The sequence below is a fragment of the Pseudomonas sp. AC172 genome (assembly GCF_979258595.1).
The window spans coordinates 3,260,129-3,272,934 of record NZ_OZ409868.1 but is presented as its reverse complement, the minus strand read 5'-3'; the positions used below and the strand labels follow the sequence as shown (position 1 = coordinate 3,272,934).

Below are 12,806 nucleotides of genomic sequence, written 5' to 3'. Positions count from 1 at the left end.
CGGCTCAGCGTAAAAAGGCCAGTACTTCGGCGAGCAACAGTTCCGGGACTTCTTCGGCAAGGTAATGGCCGGCGGGCAAGGCCTGGCCGCTGACGTTGGTCGCCACTTGCTGCCACTCCTTGAGCGGATCGAAGCAGCGTCCGACTGTGCCTTCGGCGCCCCACAACACGCGCAGTGGCAGACTCAGGTGGCGCCCGGCAGCGATGTCGGCGCGGTCGTGTTCAAGATCAATGCCGGCGCTGGCGCGATAGTCTTCGCAGATGCCGCGAGCGCTGCCCGGTTGTTGCAGGCAGCGCAGGTATTCGCCGAAGGCTGCATCGGTAAACGGCTTGAGCCCGGCGCTGCGGCTGCCCATGACGCTGCGCAAATACGCTTCGGGATCGGCTTCGAGCAAGGTTTCCGGCAGTGGCGCCGGGCGGATCAGGAAGAACCAGTGCCAATACGCGCGGGCGAAGGCTTCGTTGGTTTGTGCGTACATCGACAGGGTCGGCGCGATGTCGAGCAGCATCATGCGCTGCACGGCGGCGGGGTGGTCGAGCGCCAGGCGATGGGCGACCCGCGCGCCGCGGTCGTGAGCGAGGACCGAAAACTGCTCGAAGCCCAACGACTGCATCAGCTCGACATTGTCGCGGGTCATTTCGCGTTTCGAGTAATTAACGTGCAGCTCATCGGCGGCCGGGCGGCTGCTGTCACCGTAACCACGCAGGTCGGCGGCGACCACGGTGAAGTGTTCGGCCAGCTGTTCGGCAATCTTGTGCCAGATCACGTGGGTCTGCGGGTGGCCGTGCAACAGCAACAGGCCCGGGCCGCTGCCGCCGAGGCGGTAGGCGATGTCGACGCCGTTGACGTGACGCTGGTCTTTGCGGAATCCGGCAAACATCGGGCTGATCCTTTTTCAGGTCTGGTTGGATGCATCCTGAAATCGTCCGGTGTTCGCGGCAAGGGGCAAAGCGTGGTGGGCCGGTTCATGAAGTGTGTTGATGAGGTCTTCGTTGTCTTTAGCGGCCCCTTCGCGAGCAAGCTCGCTCCCACAGGAGTCTTCGGTGTGACCACTATCCATGCCACCCAACGAAACCCTGTGGGAGCGAGCTTGCTCGCGAAAGGGCCAGCCCAGACAACCAAGAAGCTAGCCTTGGCTAAACATCTCCATCGCCCGCTGCTTGATCTGCTCTTCAGTCAGATCCTCCTTGCGCGAGGCCAGAAACCACAGATGCCCATACGGATCCTTCAACGTCCCGCTGCGATCCCCGTAAAACTGATCCTTGACCTCGGACACCGCCGTCGCGCCGGCCTCCAGCGCCCGTTGGAATGATTTGTCGACATCGGTCACATACAGATGCAAACCGACTGACACGGCTTTATCAGGACTGCTCAACGGCCCCTGATCGCACGGCGAACCGAGCATGATCGCGCTGTCGCCAATGCGCAGTTCGGCGTGGCCGATGCCGCCGTCGGGCATGGCCAGGCGCATGACCTCGGTGGCGCCGAAGGCTTTTTTATAGAAATCGATGGCCTCGGCCGCTTTGTGGATGCCGAGATACGGGGTAATGCTGTGATACCCCTCGGGAATGGGTTTGACGCTCATGACGTTCTCCCTGATTTGTTGTTCTATGGGACAAAGACTCCACCGGGTTTGTGGAAGATTCACTATAGAACCGTCCTCGGCGTGCAGATTTTTGCCCGACGAGCAGTCAATTTTTTGGAAAGTGCGGCCCCGGGCCTTGTTCGCCAAGTACATCGCCCTGATTGCGCAGCGGACAGGCTTCCATCGACAAACAGCCACAACCGATGCAGCCATTGAGTCGGTCGCGCAGCAGCGTCAGTTGCTCGATCCGTTCATCCAGCTCGCGCCGCCATTGCTGCGAGAGGATTTTCCAGTCGGCTGCGCTGGGCGCCCGATCATTTGGGAGGATTTTCAATGCTTCGCCAATCTCCGCCAGCGGAATCCCCAGCCGCTGCGCGACTTTGATCAACGCAACCCGACGCAGCACTTCGCGCGGATAGCGCCGCTGATTGCCGGCATTGCGCTGGCTCTTGATCAGGCCCTTGGATTCATAAAAGTGCAGAGCGGTGACGGCGACGCCACTGCGCGCGGCGACTTCGCCAACCGTTAACTGTTTGTGCACATTTTCTTTGCTGATCATCTGAAGACAGCTCTTGACCTTGACTTAACTAGAGGTTTTACCCTGCAGGTCTTCGAGTCGCAAGGCTCGTCTTACGCTGAGTGGGGGCATTCCATGAACAACCGCAGTTTTACCCAATTGATCGAATTTGAAATCGAACCACGCCAACAACCTGCGCTGGTGACCGCACTATCGAGGCAAACCGAGCGTCTGGCTCAGCGTTACGACGGTTTCGTCAGCGCCAGTGTGCAGGCCAGTGATGACGGCCGGCGTGTGCTGAGTTTTCTGCAGTGGCAGTCCCGCGAGGCGGGGGAGGCGGCCTTTCGCAGCTTCGAGAGCGGCGAGCAGGACTTCTGGCAACTGATCCACACCCATCAGGCGAAAACCATCACCTTCAATTCGTTCCAGGTGCTGAGCAGCATCGCCCGCAGTCACGACGATGCGCTGCACTGCCACCTGGTGGGCTAGATCGACAGCTGGATCAAGCGCTCGCCCTGCAAATTATCGGTAACTCGCCGCTTGTTCACCGCCAGTTCGCCAATCTTGATCAAGCGCGTGCGGGTGACGTTGCGACTCAGACCGAGCAATGCGGCGGTGTGCACCTGGTTGTAATGGCAAAAGCGATACGCCGCGCGCAGCAAGGCGTCTTCGACTTTCTCGTGCAAGGCACCGGCCTGTTGCGCGAACAGTTTTTGAAAGGCCTGTTCCAGCAACGCCTCCGGTGAATCACCGGCACTGCTGTGATGATCGTCCGGGCGTTCGATGCGCAGGTTGGACAGGCGCAAATCATCACGTTCGATGACGCCGTTGCGGCAGATCAACAAGGTGTGGTGGATGACGTTTTCCAGTTCACGAATATTGCCCGGCCAACTGTAAGCACGCAGCTTGTGCTCGGCGCCGGGGCTGATGCTGACCCGCCCGTAACCGAGGCGTTGGCTATAGGCTTCGATGAAATGGCGGGTCAGCGGCAGTATGTCGCCGGGACGATCGCGCAACGGGCTCAGTTCCAGATTGACCACGTTGAGGCGGTAGTACAGATCCTCGCGGAAATGGCCGGCATTGATGGCTTTTTCCAGCTGCACATTGGTCGCCGCGAGCACTCGTACATCGATGGGAATGCTTTTGCGCGAGCCAAGTCGCACCACTTCGCGCTCCTGCAAAACCCGCAACAACTTCACCTGAATCGCCATCGGCAGATCGCCGATCTCATCGAGAAACAAGGTGCCGCCGTCCGCTTCCTCGAACCATCCGGCCTTGGCGCTCAGCGCACCGGTGAACGCGCCTTTTTCATGACCGAACAATTCTGCTTCCACCAGCGATTCGGAAAACGCCCCGCAATTGACTGCGATAAACGGCCGGTGACGACGGTTGCTGAGGTTATGAATATGCCGCGCCACCAGCTCTTTGCCAGTACCGGTCTCGCCGATGATCAGCACGCTCGCTTCACTCGGCGCGACCTGTTGCAAATGCTCGAGCAGGGCCTGGGATTTCGGATCTTCGAAGACCTGCGCGGTGGCGCGGATCGACGTGGCGAGCGCGGGGGAGGGCGGTAGGGTCAGCAGTTGCATGGGCTCGTCCTTCTTTTTTAGTTCAAATGCAGGCAGGTCAGGAATAGAAGGTCGGCACTGGCAGCGACTGATTCAGCGCCCAGTCGCCCAGCTCATGGAGTTTGTAATCCAGCGGGTCGTGCAGGGTTTGCGTGCGCAGGTTGCGCCAGTGGCGGTCGAGACGCAGGGAGGCATGAGTGGAGCGCGCGCCGGTCACTTCGAACAAACGGCTGCAAATCTCCAGGCCCTGACGGCTGGCGGCGACTTTGGCGGTGGCAATCGCGGTGGCGACACGACCACGCTCTTCGGCACTGAGATTGGCGTCTTTGGCCCAGGCCTCATCGAGCAACGCCGCTGCGCGGTCGACCAGTAGACGAATGCCTTCCAGCGCCACCCAGAATTCGCCGTAATGCGCGAGCACGTACGGGTCTTCACGCACATCGCGCGCCGTGGATTTGTGCCAGAGCCGGGTTTCGCTGAGGGTGTATTGCCGCGCCTCTTCGAAAGCGCCTTCGGCAATTCCGAGAAACATATGCGTGAAGGTCAGTTGCGCAATCAATGGCCGCAAGCAGGCGAAGGGCGTGCTCAGCGGACCGGGATCGAGCAGCAATTCCGATTCTTCGACGCGCACCCGTTCAAACGTGGCGCTGCCGCTGTCGGTCTGACGCTGGCCGATGTTGTTCCAGTCGTTGTGCAGGGTGATGCCACTGCGTCCGCTGGGAATCGCCGCGATCAGCAACTTGCCGCCCGCGCTTTCATCGACCGCCGAAGCGATCAACATTTGTGAGTCGCTGGCGCCGGAACAGAAGCTTTTCTTCCCGGAAAACTCGCGCCAGCCACCGAGATCCTTGACCACGGTGCGGGTGTCGAGCGGGTTCAGCGCGTTGCCCCAGAACCAGTTCTGCCGCGCGGTCTGTTCAAACCACGGCTGCCATTGTTCCGGCCGGGAAAACAGACGCACGGTGGCGAGCATCAAATGATGAAAACCAAACACGTGGGCAATCGAGCTGTCGACCTTGGCGAACTCGCGAACGATTTGCAGGGTTTCGCTCCAGCTCGCGCCGAGGCCGCCGTAGCGGGTGGGAATGCTCAGGGCCAGCAGGCCACTGTCGCGCAGGGCATCACGCTCGGCCTTCGGCGTGCCACCACGTTCGTCACGCTCGACGGCAGTCAGGGCAAACTCGGCGGCCAGTTGGCGGGCGGTTTGCAACGGGGATAACAAAGTACTTTGCGGTTTGGCGGTCACACCAACACTCCTGAATTCACTCAGCCGGTGTAGGCGCTGCCGCAGGCTCGGGCCGCTCCTACACAAGAGATCCGGTTTATGCCGAGGTTTTTGTGGGCAACACATCATTGGCAATCATTTCGCCAAACGGCCCGGTCAGATTGGTCACGCCACGTCCGGCCAGACTCGCGTAAGGCTCAGGCAGCAACGGGAACACCAACTCGGCAAAGCGGTAAGCCTCTTCCAGATGCGGATAACCGGAGAAGATGAAACTCTCGATGCCCAGGTCCGCGTATTCCTTGATCCGCGCCGCCACTTGCTGCGGATCGCCGACCAATGCCGTACCGGCACCACCGCGCACCAGACCGACGCCGGCCCACAGATTCGGAGCGATCTCGAGGTTATCTCGACGACCATCGTGCAAAGCCGCCATGCGCCGTTGACCTTCGGAGTCGAAACGCGAGAAGGATTTCTGTGCGGCTTCAATGGTCTCGTCGCTGATGTGTTCGATCAGTTTGTCCGCCGCTTTCCAGGCCTCTTCTGCGGTCTCGCGCACGATCACATGCAAGCGGATGCCGAACTTCACCTTGCGTCCGTGCCGCGCGGCGCGTTCGCGTACATCGGCGAGTTTTTCCGCGACAGCGGCCGGTGGTTCGCCCCAGGTCAGATAGACATCGACCTGTTCGGCGGCCAGATCATGCGCGGCATCGGAGGAACCGCCGAAGTACAGTGGCGGATAGGGTTTCTGCACCGGCGGATACAGCGCTTTGGCGTTCTGAACCTTCAGGTGTTTGCCGTCGAAATCCACCGCCTCGCCTTGCAACACGCGACGCCAGATCTTCAGGAACTCATCGGTGACTTCATAGCGCTCGGCGTGGCTGAGGAAACTGCCGTCGCCACGGTTTTCATCCGGATCACCGCCGGTCACCACGTTGATCAGCAAGCGCCCGTTGGACAGGCGATCGAGGGTCGCAGCCATGCGCGCCGAAACCGTCGGCGAGACGATCCCTGGACGAATCGCCACCAGATAACGCAGGCGTTCAGTCAACGGCACCAGTGCCGAGGCGATCACCCACGAGTCTTCGCAGGAGCGCCCGGTGGGAATCAGCACGCCGTGGTAACCAAGGCTGTCTGCGGCCTGCGCCACTTGTTTCAGATAATTGAGAGTGACCGGGCGCGCGCCTTGGGTGGTGCCCAAGTAGTGGCCATCACCGTGGGTCGGCAGGAACCAGAAAACATCCATGAACGGCTCCTCAGGCGATTTTCAGCAAGGGTTTGATTTGCGTGGCGAACAGCGGCGCGGCGCGTTCGGCGGCCAGGCGGATACGCGCCTTCAACAGTTCGCTGGTGATCTGGTAATCGGCGAAGTCGGCTTCGGTGGCGTATACGCCGATCGGCAAGGTCATGGCCTGGAAGAAGCTGAACAGCGGGCGCAACTGGTGATCGAGCACCAAAGCATGGCGTTCGCTGCCGCCGGTTGCGGCCAGCAGCACCGGGGTGTCGATCAGTGCGTTGAGGTCGATCAGGTCGAACAGATGCTTGAGCAGACCCGGGTAGGAACCGCGATAAACCGGCGCAGCAACAATCAACAGATCGGCCTGTTCAATGGCCCGCAACTCGGCTTCAACCTCTGCACTGAGTTCCTGACGCGACAGCGCGCCACCGAGGGGGCGGGCGATATCACCGAGTTCGATCAAATGGCTTTCGATGGTCAAGTGCCCGGCCAGTTCGGCGAGCAAGGCTTGGGTCAGCACCAAAGTACGGGACGGACGCCAGGTACCGCCGGAGAGGGCGACGACTTTCAGGGGACGCGACATGATCAGTTCCTTTTTTCAACAGTTGCTCAGCGAGCAGTGAATGAGTCACCGGGTCTGAGCAAGCGCTGTACCAATTCCTGCAAGCCCCGGTTTACAAAGCGTTGAGCGTTAGCGTGGCGGTCGCCCCTGTGAGTGGGAGGGCGCTTTGTTGAATCGGTGTTGGCTGATCAACAGTTGCTGGAGCAACAGAGCTCAGCGCATGAATGAAGTTATAAAGGCTGTTTGTTATTCCGTAAAAGAACGTTAATCGATATTTATAGATCGTTAGGAAATATGAGGCGGCTTGTGTCGAATTCCTGATAGCCACTATTGAGAGCGTTGATTTCTGCGCGAGCGTGCCCGGGCGTAGCCTTTGTCCATCGACTCCCATTGCTCGCCAGGACGCTCCCATGAATCGTTTACTGACTGTTTCCTTGATGCTCGCTGTTTCCGTACTCGCCGGTTGTGCCGGACACGTTTCACCGGAACTGCGCCCTTACACTGATGAGGAATCCCGCGAATTGGCGATGGAAGCGCTCAATCGCAGCGGCCTGTCCTTCGACGAATACCACGCGAAAAAAGCGCAATTGCTCGGTCAGACCCGGTTCGACAAAAAAGCGGAAATGAGTGCAGAACGTGCCGTACAGCTGCACGGTCGTCCTAGCTGAAAACAAACTGTACTGCTGGAAGTTTTACCCAACTGTCCGTGGGCTTGCCGGGCGGCGTGGGATAGGGTCAACACCTGAACGACCCTGATGGATTGCCTGCCATGAACCTCTCGCTTGACCTGCTGTTGGGCTTTGCCCTGTTTGCCCTCGTCACCTCGATTACGCCGGGGCCGAACAACACCATGTTGCTGGCATCGGGGGTCAATTTCGGATTTAACCGCACCATCCCTCATATGCTCGGGATTACTTGCGGCTTCTTTGTTCTGGTCGTAGCCGTGGGCTTTGGCCTCGGCGCGGTGTTTCAGACCTATCCGATTCTTTATACGGTTCTGCGCTATGTCGGCGCGGCGTATCTGTTGTATCTGGCATGGAAAATCGCTCACTCGGGACCTGTCGGCGACAGTGCCGAAGGCGAGGCGAAGCCGATCAGCTACCTCGGCGCGGCCGCGTTTCAGTGGGTCAATCCCAAGGCGTGGATCATGGCCATCGGTGCCATCAGCACCTACACGCCGATGCAGGGTTATTTCACCAATGTCGTGGTGATTGCGGCGGTGTTCGCCATCATCAACCTGCCGAGTGTAGGCGTCTGGGCGGCCTGCGGTACGTTGTTGCGCAATGTGCTGAAGGATCCGCGCTGGTTGCGCGTGTTCAACTGGGGCATGGCGGCACTGTTGGTGATTTCGCTGTACCCGTTACTTCTCGAAAGCTTTAGCTGACGCATCGCTTCAACCGCAGGCCGGATGCCTGTTAAGCTCGACTTCAGGAGCGTTCCTACGCACTTTGAATGAAGTTGTTCTTCTTTAACGGCATCCGATCAGGTATTGATGACGCTCTCGAACCGACGCGCAGCTCACAAGGCTGCGCCGTACCGTTTGCAGACACGAGCCTCCTGATCCCGGAACACGCTCTGCGAGTCTTTTATGAACACACGTCCGTTGTATTTCGATTACGCCGCCACCACCCCGGTCGACGAGCGGGTCATCCAGGTGATGATCGAGTGTCTGGGGTTTCACGGTAACTTTGGTAATCCGGCGTCCAGCTCCCATGCGTTCGGCCAGCAGGCCCGGCACACGGTCGAGCAGGCCCGCCGACAGGTCGCCGGTCTGGTCGGCGCTCAGGCCGAACAGATCGTCTGGACCTCCGGTGCCACCGAGTCCAACAACCTTGCCCTTAAAGGTGTGGCCCAGGCGCGCGGCGTGTCCGGCGGCCACATCATCACCAGCCAGATCGAACACAAAGCCATCCTCGATACCGCCCGCCAATTGCAGGACGACGGCATCGCCGTGACCTATCTGGTGCCGGACGCCGAAGGCCTGATCACGCCGCAAGCGGTCAGTGAAGCCATGCGTGAAGACACCTTTCTGGTGTCGCTGATGCTGGTCAACAACGAGTTGGGCACGGTCAACGATGTTCAAGCGATTGGCGAAGTGGTGCGCAGTCGTGAGGCGTTGTTCCATGTTGATGCGGCGCAGGGTGCCGGCAAAGTGGCCATCGATCTGGGGCAATGGCCGGTGGATCTGATGTCGTTTTCCGCGCACAAACTTTACGGCCCCAAAGGCATCGGCGCGTTGTACGTCGGCCCACGAGCGCAGCAGCGTTTACACGCGCAGATTCATGGCGGTGGTCACGAGGGCGGTTTGCGCTCCGGAACGTTGGCGACGCACCAGATTGCCGGAATGGGCGCCGCGTTTGCCTTGGCCGCCGAAGCGTTCGATGCCGAGAAAAAAACCATCGTCGCATTGCGTGAACAACTGCTCGAACAACTGCTCGGCCTGCCGGGCGTGCGCCTCAATGGCTGCGCGACTCAGCGCATACCGCACACCTTGAGCCTGACCTTCAGCGAAGGCGAATTCAACAGCGCGGCGTTGAGCCATTCGATCGCCTTTTCCGCGACCTCGGCCTGCAATTCGGCGAGCAATGCGCCGTCCCACGTGCTATTAGCGCTGGGGCATGACGCGTACCTGGCCGGTCGCACCATTCGCTTGAGCCTCGGCCGTTTCACTACCGCCGAAGATATCGACAAGGCCGTTCAACTGATCAAGACTGCCTGCGCCAGTGCTCCGGCATTCTGGGCGACAGGGCTTTAAACGAGCCGACCTCACGGCTACGAACAATAACGATGAAGTGATTAGCAGGAGACATGATGAGTACCCAGACCTCGACCGAAGGATCGGTGCCCCAGCGCCTGGCGCAAACCCGTGAATTGATGCGCCGCGAAGGCATTCACGCATTGCTGGTGCCGTCCGCCGACCCGCATTTGTCGGAGTATCTTCCGGGTTACTGGCAGGGCCGGCAGTGGCTTTCGGGCTTCCATGGTTCCGTCGGGACATTGATTGTCACTGCAGATTTCGCCGGCGTCTGGGCCGACAGCCGTTATTGGGAGCAAGCGACGAAGGAGCTCAAGGGCAGCGGCATTGAACTGGTGAAACTGCAACCGGGTCAGCCGAGCCCGCTGGACTGGCTCGCCGAGCAGACACCGGAAGGTGGTGTGGTCGCGGTTGACGGTGCGGTGATGGCCGTGGCATCGGCGCGTACGCTGAGCAGCAAACTGGAAGCACGTGGTGCACGACTGCGTACCGACATCGATCTGCTGCAAGAAGTCTGGAGCGATCGCCCGAGCCTGCCGAACGCACCGATTTATCAGCATCTGCCGCCGCAAGCGACCGTCAGCCGTGACGAGAAACTCGCCAAACTGCGCGAAACCTTGCAAGAGCGTGGGGCTGACTGGCATTTCATTGCCACCCTCGACGACATTGCCTGGCTGTTCAACCTGCGCGGTGGCGATGTGTCGTTCAACCCGGTGTTTGTTTCGTTTGCGTTGATCGATCAACAGCACGCCACATTGTTCGTGGCGCTGAGCAAGCTCGACGCGGATTTACGCGCGGTACTGGAGCAGGATGGCGTGACGCTGCGTGATTACAGCGAAGTCGCCGATGCCCTGCGCGCGGTGCCGAGTGGTGCGAGTCTGCTGGTGGACCCGGCGCGAGTGACCAGCGGTTTGCTGGATAACCTCGACAGCGGCGTGAAGCTGGTCGAAGGCTTGAACCCGACCACGTTGGCCAAGTCGCAGAAAAGTGAAGCCGATGCTCGGCACATTCGCCAAGCCATGGAGCAGGACGGTGCGGCGCTGTGCGAATTCTTTGCTTGGCTGGAATCGGCTTGGGGGCGCGAACGCATTACCGAATTGACCATCGACGAAAAGCTCACCGCTGCCCGTGAGCGTCGTCCGGATTATGTCTCACTGAGTTTCAACACCATTGCCGCGTTCAACGCCAATGGCGCGATGCCGCATTACCACGCGACCGAAGAAGAACACGCGGTGATCGAGGGTGACGGCTTGCTGCTGATCGACTCGGGTGGCCAATACCTGGGCGGCACCACGGACATTACGCGGATGGTGCCGGTGGGCACACCGATCGAAGAGCAGAAGCGCGATTGCACGCGCGTGTTGAAAGGCGTGATTGCGCTGTCACGTGCACAGTTCCCGAAAGGCATTCTCTCGCCGCTGCTCGACGCCATTGCCCGCGCGCCGATCTGGGCCGACAGCGTGGATTACGGTCACGGCACTGGTCATGGCGTTGGCTATTTCCTCAACGTCCATGAAGGCCCGCAAGTGATTGCCTATCAGGCCGCGCCTGCACCGCAGACGGCCATGCAGCCGGGGATGATTACTTCGATCGAGCCAGGCACCTACCGTCCGGGTCATTGGGGCGTGCGGATCGAAAACCTGGCGATGAACCGCGAGGCGGGCAGCAGCGAGTTCGGTGACTTCCTCAAGTTTGAAACCTTGACGCTGTGCCCGATTGACACGCGTTGCCTGCTGCCGGCGCTGCTCTCGGAGGAAGAGAAACAATGGTTCAACGACTACCACGCGCAAGTGCGTGAGCGCTTGAGTCCGTTGCTTGAAGGTGCTGCACTGGACTGGCTGAACACCCGCACTGCCGCCATCTGATCCGTTGTAATTCAGGCGCTGTTATCAGCGCCTGAATAATCGCTTAGCCTTGGCGCAAGGTTTCCTCAACGAATTCGAGCCGATCCTGGCCGAAGAACAGTTGATTGCCGATGAACATGCTGGGGGCCCCGAACACGCCGCGTTTAACTGCGGTTTCGGTGTTGTCCTTGAGCTTTGCTTTGACGGATTCGTCATTGGTCAGCGCTAACACTTCCTGCGGATCGAAGCCGTGTTCGCTCAGCACGGCGGCGACCGTGGCGGGTTCGTCGAGGCTGCGTCCGTCAATCCATAGCGCTGTGAACAGGCAATCGATAAACGCCTGAAAGCGTTCTGGCTGACGCAACTGGATGCCGGTAACCGCACGCATCAACATCAGGGTGTTGATCGGGAAATGCGGATTGAATTTCAGCGGCACCCCATAGCGTTTCGCGTAGCGGTCCAGATCCTGAAACATATACCGACCCTTCGCCGGGATCATTGCCGGTGATGCGTTACCGGTTGCCTTGAAGACGCCACCCAGCAGCATCGGGATGTAGATCAGCTCGCTGTGCGTCTCGGCGCAAATCTTCGGCAGTTGGGTGTAGGCCAGATAGGTGGCAGGGCTGCCGAGGTCGAAATAGAACTCCACGGTTTTCGTCATTTTCACGTCTCTGTCGTTATTGTTATGGCGGGGGGGGCTTACCAGCGTTCGTTCCAGGGGCGCAGATCCAGCTCGAATGTCCAGGCATCCCGTGGCTGACTGTGCAGATACCAGTAGTTCTCGGCGATGTGCTCGGGATTGAGGATGCCATCCTGATCTTTGGTGGCGTACTTCTCGGGGAAACTGTTGCGAATGAAATCGGTATCGATCGCACCATCGACCACCACATGGGCGACGTGGATGTTCATCGGCCCCAGTTCCCGCGCCATGCTTTGCGCCAGTGCGCGGATGCCGTGTTTGGCACCGGCGAAAGCGGCGAATCCGGAAGCACCACGAAGTCCGGCGGTGGCACCAGTGAAGAGAATCGTGCCGCGTTGACGTGTGACCATGCGTTTGGCCACTTCACGAGCATTGAGGAAGCCTGAGAAGCAGGCCATTTCCCAGATCTTGAAATACTTGCGCGCAGTTTCTTCAAGAATGCTGCACGGCACGTTGGCGCCGATATTGAACACAAAGGCTTCGATCGTCCCGAGGCGGGTCTCGATGTCTTCAATCAGGGCGATGACGTCTTCCTCCTTGCGCGCATCGCAAGCAAAGCCATGGGCTTCGCCGCCTTCAGCCATGATCGCGTCCACCAGCGGTTGCAGTTTGTCGGCGCTGCGTCGGGTAACGCAGGCGACGAATCCTTCTCTGGCAAAACGCTTGGCAATCGCTCCGCCCGTGGCATCGCCGGCGCCGACAACCAATACGACCTTCTTGTTATTCATGGGTGAATCCCTTTATTAAACGATCGTTAAGTGAACGAACGTTATGCTAGGATCCAGTCAACGTCAAGGCAGTCGATTCGAGGGCAAA

General features: G+C 59.7%; 14 protein-coding genes. 5 read left to right on the top strand and 9 right to left on the bottom strand.

Annotation, left to right across the window (positions count from 1 at the left end; all coding sequences use genetic code 11):
- Window positions 1-4: 4 nt before the first annotated feature.
- The 3 genes from ACZ0A4_RS14680 to soxR all read right to left on the bottom strand — a co-directional run bounded on the left by ACZ0A4_RS14680 (window position 5) and on the right by soxR (window position 2,144).
- The gene (locus tag ACZ0A4_RS14680; RefSeq protein WP_463575336.1) at window positions 5-880 is read right to left on the bottom strand and encodes an alpha/beta fold hydrolase; all 876 of its coding nucleotides are present in this window, start codon (window positions 878-880) and stop codon (window positions 5-7) included.
- 246 nt (window positions 881-1,126) lie between these two features.
- A complete protein-coding gene (locus ACZ0A4_RS14675) occupies window positions 1,127-1,585 on the bottom strand; it encodes a VOC family protein (protein WP_463575335.1) in 459 nt (152 codons plus the stop codon).
- A 106-nt stretch (window positions 1,586-1,691) separates the two neighbouring features.
- Window positions 1,692-2,144 carry a redox-sensitive transcriptional activator SoxR gene (soxR, locus tag ACZ0A4_RS14670; protein ID WP_463575334.1) on the bottom strand — a complete coding sequence of 151 codons (453 nt, stop codon included), beginning with the start codon at window positions 2,142-2,144 and terminating at the stop codon, window positions 1,692-1,694.
- A gap of 93 nt (window positions 2,145-2,237) precedes the next feature.
- Here soxR and ACZ0A4_RS14665 point away from each other — a divergent pair, with 93 nt between their 5' ends.
- Window positions 2,238-2,591 (top strand): antibiotic biosynthesis monooxygenase, encoded by a 354-nt coding sequence (locus ACZ0A4_RS14665; RefSeq protein WP_077573870.1) that lies wholly within the window; start codon window positions 2,238-2,240, stop codon window positions 2,589-2,591.
- Here ACZ0A4_RS14665 and ACZ0A4_RS14660 read toward each other — a convergent pair.
- The 4 genes from ACZ0A4_RS14660 to msuE form a co-directional block, all read right to left on the bottom strand.
- Window positions 2,588-3,691 carry a sigma-54 interaction domain-containing protein gene (locus ACZ0A4_RS14660; RefSeq protein WP_463575333.1) on the bottom strand — a complete coding sequence of 368 codons (1,104 nt, stop codon included), beginning with the start codon at window positions 3,689-3,691 and terminating at the stop codon, window positions 2,588-2,590. The genes ACZ0A4_RS14665 and ACZ0A4_RS14660 overlap by 4 nt on opposite strands.
- Before the next feature lie 37 nt (window positions 3,692-3,728).
- A complete protein-coding gene (locus tag ACZ0A4_RS14655; protein WP_463575332.1) occupies window positions 3,729-4,916 on the bottom strand; it encodes an acyl-CoA dehydrogenase family protein in 1,188 nt (395 codons plus the stop codon).
- 76 nt (window positions 4,917-4,992) lie between these two features.
- Window positions 4,993-6,138 carry an FMNH2-dependent alkanesulfonate monooxygenase gene (ssuD, locus tag ACZ0A4_RS14650; protein WP_463575331.1) on the bottom strand — a complete coding sequence of 382 codons (1,146 nt, stop codon included), beginning with the start codon at window positions 6,136-6,138 and terminating at the stop codon, window positions 4,993-4,995.
- Window positions 6,139-6,148: 10 nt separating this feature from the next.
- Window positions 6,149-6,712, bottom strand: coding sequence for an FMN reductase (msuE, locus tag ACZ0A4_RS14645; RefSeq protein ID WP_141127429.1), 564 nt, complete (start codon window positions 6,710-6,712; stop codon window positions 6,149-6,151).
- Window positions 6,713-7,101: 389 nt separating this feature from the next.
- On the opposite strand from msuE, the gene ACZ0A4_RS14640 reads away from it, so the two are divergent.
- The 4 genes from ACZ0A4_RS14640 (at window position 7,102) to ACZ0A4_RS14625 (ending at window position 11,311) form a co-directional block, all read left to right on the top strand.
- The gene (locus tag ACZ0A4_RS14640; protein WP_137217720.1) at window positions 7,102-7,359 is read left to right on the top strand and encodes a hypothetical protein; all 258 of its coding nucleotides are present in this window, start codon (window positions 7,102-7,104) and stop codon (window positions 7,357-7,359) included.
- Between the two features lie 101 nt (window positions 7,360-7,460).
- Window positions 7,461-8,075 carry a LysE family translocator gene (locus ACZ0A4_RS14635; RefSeq protein ID WP_034155169.1) on the top strand — a complete coding sequence of 205 codons (615 nt, stop codon included), beginning with the start codon at window positions 7,461-7,463 and terminating at the stop codon, window positions 8,073-8,075.
- Window positions 8,076-8,279: 204 nt separating this feature from the next.
- Entirely contained in the window at window positions 8,280-9,446 is a 1,167-nt protein-coding gene (locus ACZ0A4_RS14630; protein WP_463575330.1) for an aminotransferase class V-fold PLP-dependent enzyme, read from the top strand.
- 56 nt (window positions 9,447-9,502) lie between these two features.
- Entirely contained in the window at window positions 9,503-11,311 is a 1,809-nt protein-coding gene (locus tag ACZ0A4_RS14625) for an aminopeptidase P family protein (protein WP_463575329.1), read from the top strand.
- A gap of 43 nt (window positions 11,312-11,354) precedes the next feature.
- Here the strand turns inward: ACZ0A4_RS14625 and ACZ0A4_RS14620 are convergent, their stop codons facing one another.
- Window positions 11,355-11,951 carry a 2-hydroxychromene-2-carboxylate isomerase gene (locus ACZ0A4_RS14620; RefSeq protein WP_463575328.1) on the bottom strand — a complete coding sequence of 199 codons (597 nt, stop codon included), beginning with the start codon at window positions 11,949-11,951 and terminating at the stop codon, window positions 11,355-11,357.
- Window positions 11,952-11,989: 38 nt separating this feature from the next.
- Entirely contained in the window at window positions 11,990-12,718 is a 729-nt protein-coding gene (locus tag ACZ0A4_RS14615) for an SDR family oxidoreductase (RefSeq protein ID WP_463575327.1), read from the bottom strand.
- Window positions 12,719-12,806 lie beyond the last annotated feature (88 nt).

Excerpts from the sequence above, each read along its gene's own strand:
- ACZ0A4_RS14680 (WP_463575336.1), bottom strand. The coding sequence starts at position 880 with ATGTTTGCCGGATTCCGCAAAGACCAGCGTCACGTCAACGGCGTCGAC.
- ACZ0A4_RS14675 (WP_463575335.1), bottom strand. The coding sequence starts at position 1,585 with ATGAGCGTCAAACCCATTCCCGAGGGGTATCACAGCATTACCCCGTAT.
- soxR (WP_463575334.1), bottom strand. The coding sequence starts at position 2,144 with ATGATCAGCAAAGAAAATGTGCACAAACAGTTAACGGTTGGCGAAGTC.
- ACZ0A4_RS14665 (WP_077573870.1), top strand. The coding sequence starts at position 2,238 with ATGAACAACCGCAGTTTTACCCAATTGATCGAATTTGAAATCGAACCA.
- ACZ0A4_RS14660 (WP_463575333.1), bottom strand. The coding sequence starts at position 3,691 with ATGCAACTGCTGACCCTACCGCCCTCCCCCGCGCTCGCCACGTCGATC.
- ssuD (WP_463575331.1), bottom strand. The coding sequence starts at position 6,138 with ATGGATGTTTTCTGGTTCCTGCCGACCCACGGTGATGGCCACTACTTG.
- msuE (WP_141127429.1), bottom strand. The coding sequence starts at position 6,712 with ATGTCGCGTCCCCTGAAAGTCGTCGCCCTCTCCGGCGGTACCTGGCGT.
- ACZ0A4_RS14640 (WP_137217720.1), top strand. The coding sequence starts at position 7,102 with ATGAATCGTTTACTGACTGTTTCCTTGATGCTCGCTGTTTCCGTACTC.
- ACZ0A4_RS14635 (WP_034155169.1), top strand. The coding sequence starts at position 7,461 with ATGAACCTCTCGCTTGACCTGCTGTTGGGCTTTGCCCTGTTTGCCCTC.
- ACZ0A4_RS14630 (WP_463575330.1), top strand. The coding sequence starts at position 8,280 with ATGAACACACGTCCGTTGTATTTCGATTACGCCGCCACCACCCCGGTC.
- ACZ0A4_RS14625 (WP_463575329.1), top strand. The coding sequence starts at position 9,503 with ATGAGTACCCAGACCTCGACCGAAGGATCGGTGCCCCAGCGCCTGGCG.
- ACZ0A4_RS14620 (WP_463575328.1), bottom strand. The coding sequence starts at position 11,951 with ATGACGAAAACCGTGGAGTTCTATTTCGACCTCGGCAGCCCTGCCACC.
- ACZ0A4_RS14615 (WP_463575327.1), bottom strand. The coding sequence starts at position 12,718 with ATGAATAACAAGAAGGTCGTATTGGTTGTCGGCGCCGGCGATGCCACG.